General features: G+C 38.2%; 20 protein-coding genes. 12 read left to right on the top strand and 8 right to left on the bottom strand.

Annotated elements, in window-relative coordinates:
* Positions 1 to 19 precede the first annotated feature (19 nt).
* The 3 genes from IQ282_RS07630 to IQ282_RS07640 all read left to right on the top strand — a co-directional run bounded on the left by IQ282_RS07630 (position 20) and on the right by IQ282_RS07640 (position 4,143).
* A complete protein-coding gene (locus IQ282_RS07630; protein WP_194851253.1) occupies positions 20 to 1,078 on the top strand; it encodes a hypothetical protein in 1,059 nt (352 codons plus the stop codon).
* A complete protein-coding gene (locus tag IQ282_RS07635; RefSeq protein ID WP_194851254.1) occupies positions 1,050 to 3,386 on the top strand; it encodes a hypothetical protein in 2,337 nt (778 codons plus the stop codon). The genes IQ282_RS07630 and IQ282_RS07635 overlap by 29 nt, the downstream gene beginning before the upstream one ends.
* Positions 3,387 to 3,474: 88 nt before the next feature.
* Positions 3,475 to 4,143 (top strand): M15 family metallopeptidase, encoded by a 669-nt coding sequence (locus IQ282_RS07640; RefSeq protein ID WP_194851255.1) that lies wholly within the window; start codon positions 3,475 to 3,477, stop codon positions 4,141 to 4,143.
* A 172-nt stretch (positions 4,144 to 4,315) separates the two neighbouring features.
* On the opposite strand, the gene IQ282_RS07645 is transcribed toward IQ282_RS07640, so the two are convergent.
* The 3 genes from IQ282_RS07645 to IQ282_RS07655 form a co-directional block, all read right to left on the bottom strand.
* Complete coding sequence (locus IQ282_RS07645) at positions 4,316 to 4,735, bottom strand: META domain-containing protein (RefSeq protein ID WP_194851256.1); 420 nt, start codon at positions 4,733 to 4,735, stop codon at positions 4,316 to 4,318.
* A gap of 122 nt (positions 4,736 to 4,857) precedes the next feature.
* On the bottom strand, positions 4,858 to 5,400 hold the full coding sequence (locus tag IQ282_RS07650; protein WP_194851257.1) for a DUF4136 domain-containing protein: 543 nt from the start codon (positions 5,398 to 5,400) through the stop codon (positions 4,858 to 4,860).
* Between the two features lie 101 nt (positions 5,401 to 5,501).
* Positions 5,502 to 5,654, bottom strand: a complete 153-nt coding sequence (locus IQ282_RS07655) for a DUF5522 domain-containing protein (RefSeq protein WP_194851258.1) — start codon at positions 5,652 to 5,654, stop codon at positions 5,502 to 5,504.
* A gap of 173 nt (positions 5,655 to 5,827) precedes the next feature.
* On the opposite strand from IQ282_RS07655, the gene IQ282_RS07660 reads away from it, so the two are divergent.
* The 4 genes from IQ282_RS07660 to hemL are packed head-to-tail and all read left to right on the top strand — an operon-like array spanning position 5,828 to position 9,240.
* On the top strand, positions 5,828 to 6,160 hold the full coding sequence (locus IQ282_RS07660; protein ID WP_194851259.1) for a hypothetical protein: 333 nt from the start codon (positions 5,828 to 5,830) through the stop codon (positions 6,158 to 6,160).
* The gene (locus IQ282_RS07665) at positions 6,150 to 7,109 is read left to right on the top strand and encodes a 1-aminocyclopropane-1-carboxylate deaminase/D-cysteine desulfhydrase (RefSeq protein WP_194851260.1); all 960 of its coding nucleotides are present in this window, start codon (positions 6,150 to 6,152) and stop codon (positions 7,107 to 7,109) included. The genes IQ282_RS07660 and IQ282_RS07665 overlap by 11 nt, the downstream gene beginning before the upstream one ends.
* Positions 7,099 to 7,941, top strand: a complete 843-nt coding sequence (locus IQ282_RS07670) for a glucosaminidase domain-containing protein (protein WP_194851341.1) — start codon at positions 7,099 to 7,101, stop codon at positions 7,939 to 7,941. The genes IQ282_RS07665 and IQ282_RS07670 overlap by 11 nt, the downstream gene beginning before the upstream one ends.
* A gap of 6 nt (positions 7,942 to 7,947) precedes the next feature.
* A complete protein-coding gene (hemL, locus tag IQ282_RS07675; protein ID WP_194851261.1) occupies positions 7,948 to 9,240 on the top strand; it encodes a glutamate-1-semialdehyde 2,1-aminomutase in 1,293 nt (430 codons plus the stop codon).
* Between the two features lie 198 nt (positions 9,241 to 9,438).
* Here the strand turns inward: hemL and IQ282_RS07680 are convergent, their stop codons facing one another.
* Complete coding sequence (locus IQ282_RS07680) at positions 9,439 to 9,867, bottom strand: hypothetical protein (RefSeq protein ID WP_194851262.1); 429 nt, start codon at positions 9,865 to 9,867, stop codon at positions 9,439 to 9,441.
* Between the two features lie 247 nt (positions 9,868 to 10,114).
* On the opposite strand from IQ282_RS07680, the gene IQ282_RS07685 reads away from it, so the two are divergent.
* The 5 genes from IQ282_RS07685 to IQ282_RS07705 all read left to right on the top strand — a co-directional run bounded on the left by IQ282_RS07685 (position 10,115) and on the right by IQ282_RS07705 (position 16,703).
* Positions 10,115 to 12,079, top strand: coding sequence for a putative porin (locus IQ282_RS07685; RefSeq protein ID WP_228547265.1), 1,965 nt, complete (start codon positions 10,115 to 10,117; stop codon positions 12,077 to 12,079).
* Between the two features lie 183 nt (positions 12,080 to 12,262).
* On the top strand, positions 12,263 to 13,273 hold the full coding sequence (locus IQ282_RS07690) for a hypothetical protein (RefSeq protein ID WP_228547266.1): 1,011 nt from the start codon (positions 12,263 to 12,265) through the stop codon (positions 13,271 to 13,273).
* A 208-nt stretch (positions 13,274 to 13,481) separates the two neighbouring features.
* Entirely contained in the window at positions 13,482 to 13,649 is a 168-nt protein-coding gene (locus IQ282_RS07695; protein WP_194851264.1) for a hypothetical protein, read from the top strand.
* A gap of 56 nt (positions 13,650 to 13,705) precedes the next feature.
* Entirely contained in the window at positions 13,706 to 16,135 is a 2,430-nt protein-coding gene (locus tag IQ282_RS07700; RefSeq protein ID WP_194851265.1) for a TonB-dependent receptor, read from the top strand.
* A gap of 10 nt (positions 16,136 to 16,145) precedes the next feature.
* A complete protein-coding gene (locus IQ282_RS07705; RefSeq protein WP_194851266.1) occupies positions 16,146 to 16,703 on the top strand; it encodes a type 1 periplasmic binding fold superfamily protein in 558 nt (185 codons plus the stop codon).
* Between the two features lie 80 nt (positions 16,704 to 16,783).
* Here the strand turns inward: IQ282_RS07705 and IQ282_RS15035 are convergent, their stop codons facing one another.
* The 4 genes from IQ282_RS15035 to IQ282_RS07720 all read right to left on the bottom strand — a co-directional run bounded on the left by IQ282_RS15035 (position 16,784) and on the right by IQ282_RS07720 (position 20,358).
* Positions 16,784 to 16,912: a hypothetical protein gene (locus IQ282_RS15035; RefSeq protein ID WP_262893089.1), complete on the bottom strand. Its 129-nt coding sequence runs from the start codon at positions 16,910 to 16,912 to the stop codon at positions 16,784 to 16,786.
* 35 nt (positions 16,913 to 16,947) lie between these two features.
* Complete coding sequence (locus tag IQ282_RS07710; RefSeq protein ID WP_194851267.1) at positions 16,948 to 17,112, bottom strand: lmo0937 family membrane protein; 165 nt, start codon at positions 17,110 to 17,112, stop codon at positions 16,948 to 16,950.
* 136 nt (positions 17,113 to 17,248) lie between these two features.
* The gene (locus tag IQ282_RS07715; RefSeq protein ID WP_194851268.1) at positions 17,249 to 18,802 is read right to left on the bottom strand and encodes a cryptochrome/photolyase family protein; all 1,554 of its coding nucleotides are present in this window, start codon (positions 18,800 to 18,802) and stop codon (positions 17,249 to 17,251) included.
* 227 nt (positions 18,803 to 19,029) lie between these two features.
* The gene (locus tag IQ282_RS07720) at positions 19,030 to 20,358 is read right to left on the bottom strand and encodes a DASH family cryptochrome (RefSeq protein WP_194851269.1); all 1,329 of its coding nucleotides are present in this window, start codon (positions 20,356 to 20,358) and stop codon (positions 19,030 to 19,032) included.
* Positions 20,359 to 20,512: the final 154 nt, after the last annotated feature.

The following is a 20,512-nucleotide window of genomic DNA, read 5'->3' on the forward strand; positions in this document are numbered from 1 at the left end:
GATTACTTAATTATAACTCATGAAATTTCCCTCAGGTAGTTTTATTGTTAGTTCGTTAGCATTGATATTTTTATTGGTGGCTTGTAATAAACAAGAATATAATGAAAACCCTTATTCCTTCTACCATTGGAAAACTAACCTAAGTGATTCCCAGCAATTGAATGATCTTATTGTTGCTGGTGGAACTGATAAATTATACGTTAGAATGTTTGATCTGGAAGTAGATGATACCAACCAGATTTTTCCAATTGCCACCATTCAGGTTCCAGCAAATGAGAATCTAACAGTTAAGGAAATTGTTCCAGTGATCTATATTAAGAACGAAGTTTTTACAAACGACGAATCGGCGCCTGAGGAGATGGACGAGCTTGTTTCAAATATTGCCAGCAAGCTCAAGCGGTTGATTACTGCTAATTTTAGCGAGAAGCTAATTAAAGAAGTTCAAGTTGATTGTGATTGGAGTGATAGCACAAGAGAACGCTATTTTCTGTTTTTGGAAACGATTAAAAAGAATAATGAATGGAACTCGATCTCTGATAAAAAACTACAATTGAGTTGTACCATACGCTGGCATCAGGTAAAATATAGGGAACGAACTGGCGTGCCACCAGTGGATCGCGGTCTGATTATGGCCTACAATGTGGGTGATTTGAGCGACCAGAATGAAAATAATTCAATTATTAATAATGAGACTACTCGCAACTATGTGAGCAGGCTCAAGGATTATCCGTTGCAGTATGATGTGGCATTGCCATTGTTTGAGTGGTATGTACAATATCGGGATGGAAAGCTGGTAGGTTTGCATAGCAATATGGAAACAGGTTTATTGGAGACCCGTTCTCAGGCTATTAAAAATAGCTTAAACCTGCAGGTGACCAGCGATTACATGGATGGAGATTCCTATTTTTATACGGGAGACATTTTGAGAAAGGAAACCGTTACACCAGACGACCTGGAAGAACTTGCTTCCTTGATTAAGGAAAATTCCACTCAGGATTACGCCACGATTTACTATCATATTAACACGGCTCTTGCCAAAACTTTCACCCATGATCAGCTTTCAAAAACTGCTAAATAAGATTCTTTTATTTCTTTTGCCAGTTATGGCGATTGCGTCACCGCCCCTGGAATATTGTGGTGGGGGCGACTGGAATTATGAAGAAACTTACTATGCCATAATTGATCAGCGCATGCTGGTGGATCACCGCTATGATGTCTATCTCAACTGTCCCGATAGTGCCCTGTGTTCAGAAAATACGGGAACCGAAACGGAGAATATCGCCGCATGGAAAAATTATCTGGGAACAAATTTCTCCAATGAGGATGTAAAAAAATACATTTATGATGCCGATCTGGACTTCTATAAAAATTTGAAGCAGGGTGTTGAGGCGAGCCCGCTTTCGCGAAAGCTGACTCGCGACAAATACAGTTACTTCATAGATTATATGCTACTGGCTAAACGTGCAGAAAGCTCCAGGTCTGATCAGTCCAACGGAAATGGATGGTATCAGGGTGAGAATGCACCTACCGTGGATAATGCAGCAGTGCTTGCGACTGCCATGGGTTTGTTTAAAACCGCACCAGATATTTTTATGAAGCATCGTGTAGGTTTTCAAGCAGTGCGGGCGGCGCACTATTTACAGAAAAATGAACAGTCTGTACAGCTTTTTCGGGAACTATTTAGAAAGGCAGATGCAGATTACATGTATTATAGAGCCATGGAACAAGCGGCGGGAGCAGCCTACAATTTAAAATTGACTGAAGCGGCCATCGCAGGATTTATAACGGCATTTGAGCAAATACCCGAACGTCGTTATGTGAATGGGCTTAATTTGAAACTTGCTTATGACCAATTGAAAAATCTAGGAGTGGATCTGGGCGATACCAAATATGCAGAGTCATTTTATTTTTATAGTTCTTACTTTAATGATTTAAGCGACGTTGCAGCAATGAGGAAACTGGCCGCTATTGATGTGAATTCGCGGTTTTTAGGAGTTCTTCTGGCGCGAAAAATTGATCAGATGCAAGCCCAATTATTTATGGATGGTGATTATGGGTATTATTATAAAGAATCTTCACCAGAGGAGCACGCTACATTAAGCATTCTCATAAAGCAGCAGTTACAGCAACCCCAACTTAAAAATAAAGAAATTTATTACCTGTTGCAATCCCTAATTGGAATCACCAAGAATAATCTACAGGGAGCCCGGCAGCAGCTGGCTGCCATTCCATCAAACAGCGGTTACTATGTGGACGCACAGCGTATGGATTTTATTGTGCGTACCAGAATGATTGATGCCGTGGAACCCGGAAAAATCAACGAAGTTTTTAAAGAGCTGGAAAAACTCAGAATATTGAATTCAAATCCTGCTGTCGCAGCGGCATTCTTCAATCAGATTGCCAGCATTTACAAAAAATCTGGCGATGCCATAGGCGGTGCGCTGGTGGCCGTGAATTATGGGTATTACTCTGACGAGGTTCCATATTCCTATGCTAAAATGAAGTCAGAACGCCGCTATAATTACTCCTTTGATGATACCTATCCCTTACTGGAAGAAGGTATCATCAAAAACTTCCAAAGTAATTTCCTGGGATCTGGAAAATTAACATTTTTTGAGACTGTGATTCTAGACCGACTCAAAGTCTCTCCAGCAGACTTTTCTCACGATCTAATGGGGAACTATTATATGACAATGGGGAGACTGGATGCTGCTTTGAAGGAATACAAGCAGGTTAAAAACACAAGCGATTTCTGGGAGGATAAAGTGCGACCAGAGATTGTTTCTTCCAGTATAAAAGAGTGGATGGATGTTGATTTTGGAAGTATATCAGATGAAAAACATTTAGAATATCCTGATTTAGTGGGTCAGCCATTTAAAGCTGATTATTTAGAGAATTATAGAGACGATAAAATAAAGCTAGTCCAGTTGATGAAAAATTTGGAAAAAAGGAGATCTCAAAATTCAAAGAATGCTGCCGATTATAATTATATGTTGGGTAATATATGGTACAACATCAGTGCAGAAGGTTGGTTTGTGAATGATCTTTACTATGTAGGGAACGATCAACGCAATCCTTTGAAAGGCTATAATTGGGATGACAAGCCCATGGATGCAACATACCAGCAAGTCATTGATCGCGCTGGCGATTATTTTGAAAAGGCAGTTTTATCCAACGGTAGTCAAGAAACAAAAGCCAAAGCAACCTTTGCACTTGCCAAAGTCAATAGGTGTTTTAATCAAGAATACGACCGCAATACAGGAAACAGTAATCTAGAACTGTGTGACGATCATGTCAAATACTTTGACCAGTTATCTGCTAATTATTCTGAGACTCAATATTATCAAGAAGTATTGCGGGAATGTAGCTGGTTTGTGGCGCGGTAAGCGGTTCAAAATTGTATGGATCTGTAAATAGTACTAATTTTTCGCCAAGGTAAACTCAGCCTTTTAAATGAAAGGTAAATCGTAACGCATGAGTAAAAAGGCTTTTATATATTTTTTCAATTTTTCGTTATTTCTATTGCTTGCGTTTGCTGGTAGCGCACAGCCACCGCAGGAAAAAGGAAGATTTCGAGATTCTGATTTGGTTGAGCTGATAAAGTTGGATACTACCATCCATTTAGACATACGATATGCAACGGAAAACAATTTTGTAGGACAACCTGTTTATAAAGAAGCAAGGGCTTTCCTGCAAAGACCAGCGGCAGATGCCTTAGTAAAAATCAATGCTCAATTGAAGCCCCTAGGTTACGGTATACTTGTTTTTGATGGCTACCGCCCATGGAGTGTGACCAAATTATTTTGGAACATTACACCCGCAAAGTATAAAAAATACGTAGCCAAACCATCAGTGGGTTCTAGACACAATCGTGGTTGTGCCGTGGATCTTACTTTATATGATTTGATTACCGGGAAAGAAGTCGAGATGACGGGAGGCTATGATGAAATGACGGTCCGTTCTCATAAAAACTATTCTGGGGGAACGAACGAGCAACGTAGATTGAGAGATTTACTTATCTCCACTATGGAACAAAACGGTTTTAAAGTATTTTACAATGAATGGTGGCATTTTGATTATAAAGGATGGAGAAATTATGCCTTACAAGACATTCCGTTTTCAGAGATAGATGAAGCGGATTAAAGAGTTTTAATTTCATGATTAACTTATATCCGTTTCACATGGGTTCAGAAGGAAATTCAACTATTCTCATTTGGAATTCTGGTGCTTTTTTAGTTTAAGGTATTCAATACTGTTATAAAAAAAATCCTTCCAGGCGAAGCCTGAAAGGATTTTTAAAAACATATTTTCAGAACTAATTAGCTGTTTTTGCGCTGATAAGTACATTGTTATTAGCATCCATAAGATTCAATGTTCCATCCGTTTTTTGATAGGAAGTCACTTTTCCTAATGCAGCAACAAACTCGCTTTCCATTTTCATTTCAGGACAAGCTTTTCTGGTTAAGGCTATATCGCCTATATCCAACTTAAAATTTTCAATAGTAAATGAAGAGTTGTAATTGTTACAACCCGCATTTCCACTTAAGGTTTTACCTAAGCCATTAAAAACAATCGTTTGGTTACTGCTTACAGATTTGCCATTTAGCATATCTACATTATAAGTACCGTTGAGCTCTACGCGGCTTCCCGTGTCAAGAACTTTTCTGGTTTCATCACAACTGGTGATGGAAATAATTAAACAAGCCAGTAAGCCAACTGATAGAATCGATTTCATAGTTTTCTTTTTAGAATTGTGGCTAAAGTATCAACAATAGTGCGCTCCTTATCTCAATTAATTGATAAAAAAAAGCCTTAGCAATAAATTATCGCTAAGGCTTTTCATATTTGTAGAGTAGTCTATTTTTTTTGCTTCGGAGGAAACTGAGCAAGGATTTCTCTTACCATTTCCTGCGTGCGTTCTACTTTTTCCTCTGGAGTAGATTTTAAGGCTGCTTCTCCCACACCTTGCCAGATCAACTCTTTTTTAGTCGCATCTAATAAATCAATGTAAAGAACTCCTTCTGTAGTGCGATTAATGCTATTGCGATTGCCGAAAGGACCTCCAAAACCAAAACCTCCCCAGCCGTAACCATAACCTATATTCCAACCTATATTGTTGTAAACATCTACACGCTCCTTTGAATCTGTAAATATGCTTACCAACATATCTGGCGTTTCAGATTTGGTAAAACCCTTAACATTCATTTCATCATCGATGGCTCTTATAATTCGCTTTTTATCTAATTCAGAAATTTTTGCCTCGTCAATTCCCTTTTTCAAATAAGCGTAGGTTTTATATTGGTTAAAATCAGTGCCTAGCGCATAATCTTGTGAAACGCGTACCGACTTACAGCCTACCATTGCTGCTACAACGAGTAAAAGTATAATGGTCTTTTTCATATTTTGAAGTGTTAAGGTTCCCGCTTTCGCGAAAGCAGAATTAATGATGCTTTATAAAGATCAAATTTAATGCCGCAAATCATAAATAATTACTAAGATAACTAATTCTTAGTTTTATCGTAGCCATAAGGACAGTGACGGCAACCACTTTCACAGCAATACCCTCGCTTCAAATGATATTGTTCTGTAAAACATCGATAACCATCTGGCGTGAGGTAGTAATCGCCATCTTCCACTGGGATGATTTTTTTCATGGGGTGAAATTAAGGGTTATATCTCTGTTCATAAAATCGCTTTCTGTTTTTTGCTGAAAAGTGGCAAGTTAACTGGTCCATGTACACGTTATCATATAGTACGTTAGGGTATACTAACCATTTTTAATTGTTAAAAATGTAGCTTTGTAACATGTTTAAAAAAAATGGGATTCATGCCAGCTTTTATCAATTTCCCATTTATTTCAAAGTTACAGATTGTCGGTATTTCATTATTTCCATTTATTATTATTTGCAAACCGGAACTTAAGAATCACAAAACATTCATCAATCACGAGAGCATTCACTTACGTCAGCAATTAGAATTGCTAATACTTCCTTTTTACATTTGGTATATCCTAGAATATTTGATCTTACGATTGAAATACAATCATAAGACGGCTTATCTGAATATTGTATTTGAAAAGGAAGCGTATCAAAAAGAAAAAGATTTGGACTATTTGAAGAAGCGCAAATTTTGGAACTTTACCAACTTCTATGGAAAGTGAATCCACCCTTTTATTTCATCCTACTATCGCAATCAATCAGCGATTTAAAAGCTTTGCAGATTCTGGAATCATCATCGACATAAAACGGGAAGATTTATTGCATCCACAGATGTCTGGAAATAAGCTGCGCAAGCTCAAATACAACCTTAAAGAGGCGCAGGATCATGGAACTAAAACAATCCTTACCTATGGCGGAGCATTTTCCAATCATATTGCCGCAACCGCCGCAGCTTGTAATATTCTCGGATTAAAAAGTATAGGGGTCATCCGTGGGGAAGAGTTGGGAGTCGACTTGGAAAAAACCTTGAACCAAAACAAAACCTTGCGAACTGCTCATAATTATGGGATGAAACTCGTTTTTGTCACCCGGGAAAAATACAAACTGAAAGACACTGCGGCATCATTGCGGGAATATCATAGACAGTTTGGTAAATTTTACAACATTCCTGAAGGAGGAACAAACGAACTTGCTATAAAAGGAACACAAGAAATTTTAACCGATTTCGATCTTGAAAATTATGATGTAATCTGTGTAGCTGCGGGAACTGGAGGAACAGCGGCAGGGATCATTAATAGTGCTGGACTTGATCAGAAAATAATTGTCTTTTCCGCTTTAAAAGGAGATTTTCTGAAAGATGAAATTCAAAAATACACGACTCGCACAGATTTTACGTTAGTTAGTGAAGACTACTTTGGTGGGTACGCAAGATCTTCAAACGAGCTGATTAATTACATGAATAATAGCTTTCGCGAAAGCGGGATTCCGCTAGAACCTATTTATACAGGGAAAATGATGTATGGATTAGAACAAATGGTTGAAGTAGGGGCTTTTAACAGCAAAACTCGTATTTTAGCAGTCCATACGGGCGGTCTCCAGGGTATTGCTGGATACAATAAACGACTCATTAAAAAAGGGCTTCCATATTTACAGTATGAAGATGACATTTAGAACTTTATTGATCCTTATTCTTACCGCAACCTTGCTAGCATCTTGCGGTTCCAAAAAAAAGGTTTCCACGCGGAAAAAAAGTAAAACTACCAAGATAGCAAAGCCATCCCGTAATAATCAGGACCCTATTGCAACGGTTGAAACGCCTGAGAAAGAGACGCAAACCATCATTCCCACCTATACGGATAACGTGGTTTCTTATGTTGATGCTTATGCGGCAGACGCTATGAAGGAAATGAAACTCTATAAGATTCCAGCGAGTATTACTCTAGCGCAAGGGATCTTAGAAAGTGGATCTGGAAAGGGAAGACTCGCGATGGAAGCAAATAACCATTTTGGTGTGAAATGCCACAAGGGCTGGAATGGCGGTAAAATTTATCATGATGACGACGCCTCACAAGAATGTTTTAGGAAATATAAGGATGCATCATATTCTTATAGAGATCATTCGCTTTTTTTGACGGAACGTTCTAGATATAGCAATCTTTTCAAGTTAGATGAGGATGATTATGAAGGCTGGGCAAAAGGACTGCGCGCTGCTGGTTATGCGACAGATAGAAGGTATCCAGAAAAACTAATCAGCCTGATTGAACGCTACGATCTTCATAAATATGACGAACAAGTGTTGGGAAGACCTTCCTCTCGATCTCGCAATCGTATCGTAAAAAGTAATGCCAGCCAGTTAGAATATAGGGTCGTTAAAGGTGACACGTTGTATAACATTGCTCAAAAACACAATACCACTGTCGATCATATCAAACGACTTAATAGTTTATCTGGAAACACCATTAGCATAGGAAATATGCTTGTGATTGAACCAGATTCAAAATAAAATTTCATGTCTTTTACTTATAAGAGAAGTAGTGCTTTATTTAATGAAGCGCAACAATATATTCCTGGCGGTGTCAACTCACCAGTTCGTGCTTTTAATGCGGTAGGAGGTGATCCTGTTTTTGTTAAAAGTGCCCAAGGTGCTTATTTACATACAGAAGATGGCAATCAATTGATAGATTATATTGCCTCATGGGGACCTATGATTCTGGGCCACGCCTTTGAGCCTGTCGTTGATGCTGTTATCGAAGCAACCAGAAAAGGTACTTCATATGGAATGCCGACAGAACTGGAAACGATTATTGCTAAAAAAGTAGTTTCCATGGCGCCCAATATCGATCAAGTACGAATGGTCAATAGTGGTACTGAAGCATGTATGAGCGCTGTACGACTAGCGCGTGGCTTCACGGGACGGGATAAAATTATCAAATTTGCAGGTTGTTATCACGGTCATAGTGATTCGTTTTTGATTCAAGCCGGTAGTGGTGCTGTAACTTTCGGCAGTCCTAATAGTCCGGGAGTAACCGCTGGAACCGCTAAGGATACATTGCTAGCAGCCTATAACAACCTCTCACAAGTCGCTGAAATCTTTGAACAAAACAAGGATCAAATTGCCTGTGTTATTATCGAGCCTATTGCTGGAAACATGGGGTGTATCATCCCTCAAGAAGGTTTCTTGGAAGGTATTCGGGAATTATGTGATGCTAACGGTGCTTTATTTGTTTTTGATGAGGTGATGACTGGATTCAGGCTGGCGGCTGGTGGAGCACAGGAAACAACTGGAGTAAAGGCAGATATTGTCACTTATGGAAAAGTAATAGGTGGTGGTTTGCCAGTGGGTGCTTTTGCGGCACGCAAGGAAATCATGGATCACTTAGCACCTACTGGACCTGTTTATCAGGCGGGAACCTTGAGTGGGAATCCGCTGGCGATGAGTGCTGGTCTGGCGATGTTGACTCATTTAGATCAGCATCCTGAGATTTTCACAAGTCTCGCTAAAAAGTCAGAACATCTACATAATGGGATTGCAGAAACGCTTTCGCGAAATGGAATTGACCACCAGATCAACAGGTATGGAAGTATGATTTCTGTACATTTTACAGATCAGCCGGTAGTCGATTTTGAATCTGCCGCTAGAGGAAATAATGAGTGGTTCAAAAAGTATTTCCACGGTCTATTGAATCGTGGTATTTATTTGCCACCCAGTGCTTTTGAAAGTTATTTTCTGAATGATGCTCTTAGTTATGAGGATCTGGATCGCACTATTGAAGCTGTTGACGAGGTGGTTAATGAATGGTAAGTACGCTTTCGCGAAAGCGAATTTCATTCCGGCCATCTAGCTACTTATTTGTTATTTGGATTATTCAAGTTCAGATTTCTTTGACATTGAGTGTTTGCTTTAAAACCACTAATGCGCTACGTACTTCAACTAAATAGAAAAAGCCTGAAAGCAATAGCTTTCAGACTTTTCCCAACCAACCAACAAAAATTATAATTTTTATCCTCGTTTTGCTTTCATCATTCGATGGCGGCGATTTTTCTTGTTTTTAGCAGCTTTTTGAAAACCTTCATACTGATCATTTGTCAATATCTTTTTCAAAGATCTTTTAGTTGCGATATTAGCATCCATTCTCTTTTCTCGGTGTGCCACTTTCTGATCAGTCGTCATTGATTGAAAATCCTCTTGTGAGATTTTGTTATTTTGACGTATCGTACGATGCTCTCGTATTAGGTTAAATATTTGTTCTTCTTGTCTATCAGTAAGATCAAGAGAAAGAGTCATTTTCTTTGCTCGTATGGAGGCCATAGCTTCCGGACTTAGATTGGAAGCTAGTTCTTTGCGGTTATTGTTACGTTCGTTTTTTTGTTGTCCCTGGGCGGTAAAGATGGCAAGCATAAAAACTATTGGAAATAGAAGACTTTTCATGATGGCGTTATTTAAGGTTCTTTACCTTGTGACGCTTGCATCATAAAAAAGTTTAAAGCGGGTGAACCTTACTTGATACAATAATTAAATCGCTTCATACAGACTATTAATCTGTATTACATAAATATTTTTACTCATTTGTAATCTAAAAATGGTGAAAAGAAAACTTTACTATTATAGCAACGTCTTTGAGAACTACTAGAACCTGCTACATATAAATACTTATTTTTGGCACTTTATTTCAATGATGAAAAATCTACTGTTTTTATTACTACTCCTGCCCGTAATGCTATCTGCACAAGTGCAGCCGGTCAGGGATATTAATGGTGACTCCCGTAATAACGACAGGCCCTTGAATAATAAGGAGGTAAATGTCGAAGGGGAAAAACCACCGATTACAGACTATTTAATCATTAGTCAAAAACGTGATACTATTTTTCTCGATACCACGCTATCAATGCAAAAGGACTACAAGTTCAATTACCTGAGGAAGGATGATTTTGAATTGATGCCTTTTTCTAATATAGGTCAACCCTACAACAAGCTGGTTAAGAGATTTGATATGGAACAGCTTTCTCCTAGAATGGGAGCGGAGGCGCGCCACGATAATTATTTTGAGGTGGATGATATTTATGATTACTATGTTCCCACACCATTAACCGATTTGTATTTTAAAACTGCAATAAATCAAGGACAGCAATTAGAAGCATTGTTCACGAGTAACTTGTCACCTCAGTTTAATTTTTCTATCAGTTATAAAGGAGTACGCAGTGCTGGTGATTATGTAAACACATTAACCAGTACTGGGAATTTTAAGTTTACCTCGAGTTATGTTTCTAAAAACAATAAATATCGATTGAGATTGCACACCGTTTTCCAAGATCAATCAAACCAGGAAAGTGGAGGTTTAAATGCTGATGCGTTGAGAGGATTTATAAATCAGGATGAAAACCTAGACGACCGTGGAAGACTAGAACCAAATCTATCCACCGGATTCAGCCTACTTGATGGTAGGCGTTTTTACATCGATCATGATTATGAAATTTTGGGAAGGAGCGATAGTCTGAGTAACTATAGCGTTCGTATTTACAACAAGATCAATTACGAGGATAAATTCTATCGTTATACAGAAGATACAGCTACTGAAAGTTTTTTAGGAGAAGCCTATCGTCCCAATAACATTTATGATCAAACTAATCATGAGGAAGGTACTATTGAAATCGGTGCTTCTTTAGATCAAGAACTATTGGGCTACTTCAAAGCAGGAATTGCTTATCGAGAATACAACTATGGTTATGACCGTATTGTAAATAAGGTTAATGATACCATTACGAATAGATTAAAGGGGAATCTGGTGCAGTTTAAAGCGGAGTTTGCAAAGCGCATAGGTGCGTTTCAACTTCAGGCCCGTGGCGGTCTCAATGTTGCTGGAGATCTTGATGGTCAGTTTTTGAATGCTATAGCCACGATAGACTTTAAAGATTTCAACGTTGGTGTGGGAGCTGGGGTAAGTTCGAGAGCACCTAACTTTAATTTCCTGTTGCATCAAAGTGATTACGTTTTGTACAACTGGCAAAAGAATTTTAGCAATGTCAAAAAGCAACAACTCACGTTTGAGGTGAATTCGCCCAAATATTTTGATCTGGATGTGGAATTCAACACTTTTCAGGACTACACTTACTTTCAGGAAATACCGGTTTTAAGTTTGCAAGGAGAAACAACTGGATATACCGCATCACCACAGCAGACAGGTGAATCCTTAACCTACTTAAAGGTTAAAGCTCATAAATCCTTTGAGTTCTTAAGATATTTTGGATCTGACCATACCTTGTTGTATCAAAACGTTACACAACAAGAGAATATCATCAACGTTCCCAGTTTTATCACTAGAAATACTATATACTATAAGGATAGGTGGTTCAACAAAGCCTTGTTAATCCAGACAGGCATTACATTGAAATATTTTGATGAATATCGTATGGATGGCTATGATCCCGTACTAGGAGAGTTTTATTCTCAAAACTCTGTAAAATTAGGAGCTTTTCCCCTTGCAGACATCTTTATCAATGCAAAAATACAGCAGACTAGAATATTCTTAAAGGTTGAAAATGTCACTGCACCATTGGGTAAGCCAGAGTTTTTCAGCGCTCCTCGACATCCTTATCGGGATTTAAGTATTCGTTTTGGGTTGGTATGGAACTTCTTTTTGTAGGAATTATACCTCGTTTTTCAAACTCTAAATTATAAATCTTTCCTAAAAACGTTAAAGTTAATGACCCTTGAGTTGTTGACAATACTGCGGTTGAAGCCTTTTTTTGTTAAATACCGAATTGGCATTATCAAATATTTGAGGATTACAGAGCGTTAAGAAGGTATGTTTGAAAAAAGAAAAACTATGAAAATTACAAAATTAACTTTAGCGCTATTAGCAGGAGCTGTAGCGTTTGTATCGTGTAATGACGATGACAGTATTAACGATGGGAAATTTGACAGGGCAGAACTTTACGCTACAAGCAATACTAGCGGAAATATAACTGTTTATGATTTTTCTGATTCAAATGAAGTTACTACAACAATGTTATCTACACCTGGTTCAACAGATAACGAAGGTATCTTTTATGACGAGGATTCAGACCAATTGATCTTTGCTTCAAGAACTACTAAAACGGTCAATATCTCTGGAGATGTTGAAGATTTAATCACTGGATCTCCAGCCACTTTAAATTCAACAATGTCTACTGCAGACCTAGTAAGTCCTAGAGCCGTTGCTGTAAATGGTAACTTTATAGTTGTGTCTGACAATGATTCAAATCAACTTTTTGTATACCAAAGAGCTGGAGCAACTGCAACGCTTAGAAACACTATTCAAGTAAATTTTTCCTTGTGGGAAATACAGTTTAACGGGAATGACCTTTACGCAGTAGTAGATAAAACAAACCAGCTTGCCGTATTCACAAATTTCCTGTCTAATGCAAGTGATCAATCGCTACCAGCTTCTAAAACAGTTGCTTTTGAAGGCATAGTTAGAACACACGGTTTTGTTTACAATCAGAAAGATGACATTATGATCTTAACAGATATAGGAGCACCATCAGGAGCAGGATCTGATACAGATGGAGCATTCCATATCATTGCTGATTTTACATCAAAGTTTAATAATGTAGCAGACGGTGCTATGTTATCAGCAGCTGGAAATCAAGTAAGAGTTGAAGGAGCCGCTACCTTTTTAGGAAATCCTATCAGTGCTTCCTATGACAGTGAGACAAATACCATTTTTATTGCAGAAAGAGCTAACGGTGGTGGACGTATCCTTGCCTTTGATAGTTCTGTGAGTGGAAATGCTACACCAGCTGTCAATAATCCATTACCAGGAGCAAGTACAGTTTTCTTTTATGGTAATGACTAATTTCCAGACGACATTGTATATCATGAAAGCCACTTCAATTGAAGTGGCTTTTTTTTTGCTATTATAAAAACCATCGTATCTTTAACGCATGCAAAAACTTAGGAATCTTATTTCTATTGGTTTTCTGGTGTTGTTTATAGCAGCCCAGTCCACTGTTCTGCATCAATTTTCGCATGACGATTATTCGACACATTGTCAAATCTGTCTTGTGGGACAACACTTCCAGTCACTGACTTTTAATTCAGCAGCTGTTGTTCAAGTCCCTGTAAATATTTTAGTAGCTGTTAAGAAGGATACTGAAAATTATTACGCTTTCGCGAAAGCGGAAACTCTTTCCACCTATTACGCTTCACGGCCACCGCCGGTTACTTGCTAGATTCTATTTAGCGTCCTGTTTCAATGGACGGCATTCAAGTAACTTAAATAACAATCATGTTTTATAAAACACTGATGGTTGCTGCTCTATTTATGAGCGCAGTAACTATACAGGCTCAGGATTGCAACCTTGAGCTTAAAGGTATCGTGAAAGATTTTCACGATGGCGCGCCCCTTTCTTTTGCGCAACTATATATTCAAGAAATTCAAAAAACAGTTTCTACCGCTGCTGACGGTTCCTATCGCATACCTGATTTATGCGCAGGAACTTACACGGTGATAGTAACTCACTACGACTGTAAAACACAAACACTCAAAATAACAGTAGATAAGAATACGATTAAAGATGTGCTCCTGGAACATCATATCAACAATTTACAAGAGATTGAGATTATTGCAGATGTTCACGATGACCATAAAAATTCTCAATCGAGCACCCGGATCACTCAAAATACAATCAACGATTTTAGTGGCGCTACCCTAGGTGATGCACTTGCGACAGTTCAAGGAGTCACTGCTTTGAAGACGGGAAACAGTGTGGTTAAGCCTGTAATTCATGGTCTTTACGGGAGCCGTGTTGCTATCGTTAACGATGGCTTGCGACAGCAGGATCAAGAATGGGGCGTTGAGCACTCGCCCAATATTGATTTGAATACCGCCAGTAATATTCAGGTAATTAAAGGAGCAACCGCACTTAGATATGGAGGGGATGCTATAGGGGGAACTATAGTTATTGAGCCTGAGCGTATTATCGCAAAGGATACTGTGAAAGGTAGAGTGGTATCCCAACTTCAATCTAATGCACGCGGTGGTAGCATTAGTGGATCCATTAATAACTATCGAGAATCTGGATGGTACCAGCAAGCAACTCTTACCTATAAAAAACTAGGGGATTTTGAGGCACCGGATTATGTATTGAGCAATACGGGTAACCAGACTTATGCGGCAAACTTTGCAGTGGGTTTTCACAAGTTTGAGTATGGAGCAAGTATCAAGTATTCTTATTACAATACAGAATTAGGAATTTTACGAGCATCACATATAGGGAATGCAGCAGATTTAGTCCGTTCCATTAATTCTGGAGAACCTACTGTTATAAACGACTTTACGTATGATATAGATCCCCCTAAACAAATGGTGGAACATCACGGGATCCAGGCGAATGCCTATAAGAGAATACAAGGTTTAGGAAAACTGGAAATAGATTACTCTTTCCAGTTTAATAACCGGCTAGAATTTGATATAAGACGAGGCGAAAACGCAGGGAAAGCATCGTTAGACTTAGACCTAACCACGCACACGCTAGCGGCATATTTCTTCTTGGATTCCATGGAAGATTTTGAAATGGAATTTGGAGTCGATGGTTTGTATCAGATAAATAGTCCCAATCCAGATACGGGAATACGCAGATTGATACCTGATTATAACAGTCAGAAGTTGGGATGGTTTTTTAGTCTCAATCACAATCTAAACGAGCAATGGTTGTTGGACGCAGGTTTCAGATATGATCATTACAATATTGATGCGACTAAGTTTTATCAAACCTCCCGATGGGAAGGATTGGGTTATGACCAGCAATTTCCTCAGTTTGAAATAGGGGAACAAGGCAATCAGATTTTGACAAACCCTGAATTCCGTTATGATTTATTTGCTTTCAGTGCAGGAGCTAAATATTTTGCGGATGATCACTATGATTTTGCGATAAACTTAAGCAGTGCAAATCGTGCGCCTAATCCCAGTGAGCTTTATAGTGATGGATTGCACCATGCACTCGCGACTATTGAGTTGGGCCAGCTGGATTTGAATAAGGAGCAATCCTATAAATTAAATCTAGTGGCGCATGCGGTTCATGGCTCCCTAGATGTTGAGGTGAATCCTTTTGTGAATCTAGTCAACGATTATATACAGCTGATTCCTACGGGTCTAGAATCGACCACTCGCGGTGCTTTTCCCGTATATCAATATGAGCAGATTGATGCGGTACTCGCTGGGGTTGATCTGGGATTGAACTGGGATGTTTTTACAAGAAATTCAAGAGACGCACAATCCATAGAAATGCTCCGTTGGAATTCTAGATTTTCTTATATATACGGTCAAAATAAGACAGCGGAAGAACCCTTGATTACCATGCCGCCTATACAATTTTCTAACGAACTGGTCTGGAGTCAAGGTGTTTTCAAAAACCTGGATCTCAAGCTGTCTAATCAAACTATTCTAAAGCAAACCCGTTTTCCAGATAATGATTATGCGGTTGATGTTCCAGATGATCAAGGTAATTTCTCTACTCAAGTGGTCAATATCTCAGAATCTCCAGCAGCTTATAGTTTATGGAATCTGGGGGCTGGGTACGCTTTCGCGAAAGCGAAAATAAATCTAAGAGTCAACAACCTTTTCAATACTAATTACAGAAACTATTTAAACCGTCAACGATTCTATGCAGATGATATAGGACGTGACGTACAAATTCAATTTATCTATAACTTTTAAATAAAAAATCATGAGATATCAAATATTAAAAATCGCAATAACTACAGTTTTATACTGTGTTTTAGTGAGTTGCAGTGACAATGACGTGCCACAATTAATTAATGAAGAAGAGTTGATTACAACCGTTGAATATACATTGACTAATGATACAGACGCAACAAACGTTGTCGTGTACAAATCTGTAGATGCAGATGGAAGTGGGCCTGAAGCTCCAACTTTAATGACAACAGGAACTTTACTGGCAAATTCCACCTATTCTGGAACGATCCGCTTTTTGAATGAATCTGTAGCGCCTGCTGAAAATATTACAGAAGAAGTGCAAGAGGAAAGTAGTGAACATGAAGTTTTTTACGCTACCTCTATCGCAGGTATTGCAATTACAAAAACAGATACAGATAGTGATGGAAACCTACTGGGTTTGAGAACTGCTCTAAAAACGGAAGCACCAGGAAATGGAAATTTGACAATCGTTTTACGTCACGAGCCTATTAAACCTAATGACAATACATTATCAGGAGCGGCAGGCGAGACTGATGCACAAGTTGTATATTCCTTAATAATTCAATAGAGGTTTATTTTCAAGACCTAAAAAAAACCCTCCAGATTCTTTAGAATCTGGAGGGTTTAATAATTTAAAGGAGTGTAGAATTAATCTATAGCATCTCCTACATCATCTGCAACATCCTCAATTTTATCACCAGTAGTTTCTTCTCTACAGCTTGTGATACTTACAGCGAATAATGCTACAATGCTCAAAACTAAAATTTTCTTGATCATAATATTTGTTTTAAGAATTAAAATTTTCAATTGAATTACATTCTGCGACCAGAAATAATGTTATAAAGAACAATAATGATCGCTATAACTAGTAATACATAAATTAAATTACCCATACCCATTCCATCGCCTACTCCTATAAGTCCTAGAACAAAAACAATAATACAGATAACGGCAACAAGCCAAAGAATACTTCTCATAATAGTTGGTTTTTTAGTTAATAAAGGTGAATTTACTTACATCAAGTGTAAACGGTTGTTAACGAAATTGCAATTTAATAAAAATTATCATTCTAATTTGTAAGGTTCTGTCATTAAGGTGTTGTTTTCTAAGGTTCTAATAATTATTTGGGTTTTCAATAATATGTCGTGCTTTTTTCATGTGAGCACTTAGTAACTCAGGATCCATCTTTTTTAACAACGCCATCATCATATTCATACGTTGATTTGATTTGAAATATTCCTTTTTCTCTTCCAGAAAATTCCAATAAAGCGAATTAAAAGGACACGCATCTTCCTCTGCCTTTTTCTTTGAAACTTTATAAATACAGCCCTTGCAATAATTACTCATCTTGTTGATGTAGCTACCACTAGATACATAAGGTTTTGTGGCTACCAGGCCGCCATCAGCCCATTGCGACATCCCGCGGGTATTCGTTATTTCCACCCATTCTATGGCATCAATATAAATTCCCAGATACCATTCATCCACATAACTAGGATCTGTCATAGTAAGAAGTGCATAATTCCCTGTGATCATCAACCGTTGAATGTGATGCGCATAAGCATTATCTAATGAATTATTAATAGCACTTTTAAGACAGTTCATTTTAGTATCGCCCGTCCAGTAGAATTCTGGAAGTTTGTTTCTATTTTCAAGTTTGTTGCGGTGTTGATAATCGGGCATTTCTCTCCAGTATATACCACGCATGAATTCCCTCCAGCCTAATATTTGACGTATAAATCCTTCCACTTGTGAAATGTCAATGGGATTCTCAGTTTTTTCGCTTTCGCGAAAGCGGGTAATCGCAGTTTCAATAACTTCCTTCGGGCTCAGTAATTTACTATTCATAGCAAAGCTCAATCGCGAGTGGAATAAGTACTCTTGATCTGTATGCATCGCATCCTGGAAATCACCGAAGTGAATCAATAAATTCTTGCAGAAGTAATGCAAAACATCAAGTGCATCTTGTCGGGTTGTGGGCCAGTTGAAATTGTTTTCGTCAATCTTACCAAATGTTTTCACACCGCTTTCTTCTAGAAGGGTAACTATCTTGCTTACATCCTTCCTGAATCCGCGTTCATGAGCAATGTTAGTTTTCTCGTCCCACTTTTTACGGTTGCTTTGATCATAATTCCATTTACCTCCTTCTGGTTCCTTGTCTCCTTCAATCATCAAGTCATACTTCTTGCGCATATCACGGTAGAAATATTCCATAGTTAGACGTTTCTTACCTTCAAAAAATTTTGAAACGTCCATTCTTTTAGTCAAGAAATGCTCTGTATCAAATCCTTCCCATTCAATGTCAAGTGACGCGCAAAATTCTTTGAGTTGTTGATCCAGCCGCCATTCGTCAGGTGCGAGGTATTCAAATTTTTGAATATCGTGTTTCTTGATTAAGGCAGTAAGGTTTTCAACAAGATCCTGCTGATTTTCTTTATGATCAAGCGTGTAGTAAATACTTGTAAAACCGCGACTGTCCATCCATTGTTTAAATCCACGCATGGCCACAAAAAACGCCACTACTTTTTGAATGTGATGCATCACATAATCGGTTTCCTGCCTCATTTCGGCCATGTGATACATGACGTGTTCTTGGTCACCATTGAACCAGCTGTGACTGTGATTGAGTTGATCTCCTAAAACAAGACGAAGCGTTTTTTGTAACATATTCCTTTTCTAATCTACTTATAGTTCAAATACTTAGTCATGAATAAAATTCCAAGACTCACTCTGGCATTAACTGCCATATGGCTAGCAATGCTTTGTTATTTTTCTTTTTATACGTCAGTTTCATCTTCAACTTTAATGATGATCTATATCACTGGTCAAGGTTTTTTGACTGCCTTAGTCATTACCCAATGGAACAAGGAACGCAAGTCAAGCAAATGTAAAGGCTAAAACATACGCTCGTTGAGCCACAGATTTCTATACTTTTTATCTCTATCATAACGATCGGCTTGTGATTTAATATTAAAAGTACGGTTGCGAGGATCGTTGCCTACACCGCTATTGTACATCCAGTTCCCATAATTTGAATGAACATCATAGTCAATTAATATATGTTCAAAATAAGCGGCTCCTAAACGCCAGTCTTGTTCTTGATGCATTGACCAGTAACTGGCAACATTCTGTCTACCGCGATTGCTCATAAAACCAGTAGCGGCAATTTCCTTCATATTGGCATTTACAAAGTCTTCATTTGTTTTCCCTTTGATCCACTGCTTTAAAGCTACTTGATCTGAATTCCATTCGTATTCTTTTTCCAGAATACCACTTATGCTGAATATTTTTTCTTGATGTTTGAGGGAGACATATTTGAAGAAGTCTCGCCATATCAATTCAAAAATTAACCAGTAGGTATCTTGATTTTCTACAACCTCGTTTTCAAATCTTTTTACTTCGTGATAAATCTGCCGTGCAGAAATACAACCTATTGCTAACCAGGCGCTGAATTTGCTGCTGTAATCAGTTCCTACCAGTCCATTTCTGGTTTTCTTGTAATACTGGAGTTTTTTAGTTTGCCAGAAATAATCGTTCAGTCGGTTCCAAGCCTCAGTCTCACCACCTTGCCATGGAAAAGCGCTGCGGGAATCGGTCTCAGATTCTTCAAGTCCCAGTTCCTCTAATGTTGGAATTGATGTTTCTGGAACTTTAAAAGCTTTTTGCTGGTAACCTTTAATACTTACTGTTTCCCGGATCTTAGATTCCTTCTCTAACTTCTTTCGGAAACCTGTAAAGACTTTTGGGATTTCTGCAATGGAATAGGGGATATCATCCGGATGAAATAAAAACTGATCATAAACACGATGTCCTTTCAAGTTCACCTTCAGACCTTTTTCTTCCAGCGCTTTTCCTACCGCATTTTCTTGATCTGTTTCGTCTCGCGTCCATTCCGTTTGCAAAAAGATATTTTTAATACTAAACTCTTCTACTAACCGTGGAATTACATTTTCAGGTGCATCGTTAAAAACTAGTAGCGGGATTTCGTGGTCTGAAAGGTTTGATTTTAGATCTTTCACTGCTTGCTGAATAAACCTTGCACGAAATTTACCCGTTTTCCCAAAAGGAATATCAACCTTCAGGTTCATTCCAAAATCACTTTCCGTATAATAACGAGGATCAAAAAAATAAACTCCTATTATAGCATCATTTTCCTCACAAGCAGCTTTCAAACTGTTGTTATCTTCAGTTCTCAGGTCATTCCTAAACCAGACTAGATTCATACCTTTTATGCTTTTTATTATCGTTACGAATAGTAATTATTACAAATTTAAAGATGGGAATATTAGAAGCACAATGTGAAAATCTCAAAAAAACGCAAACAACTAACGCTAAGTGTCTTTCTATAAAGAAATGTAAATGCAAATCTGATTTGTT

Source organism: Nonlabens antarcticus (assembly GCF_015356755.1).
Classification (GTDB): domain Bacteria; phylum Bacteroidota; class Bacteroidia; order Flavobacteriales; family Flavobacteriaceae; genus Nonlabens; species Nonlabens antarcticus.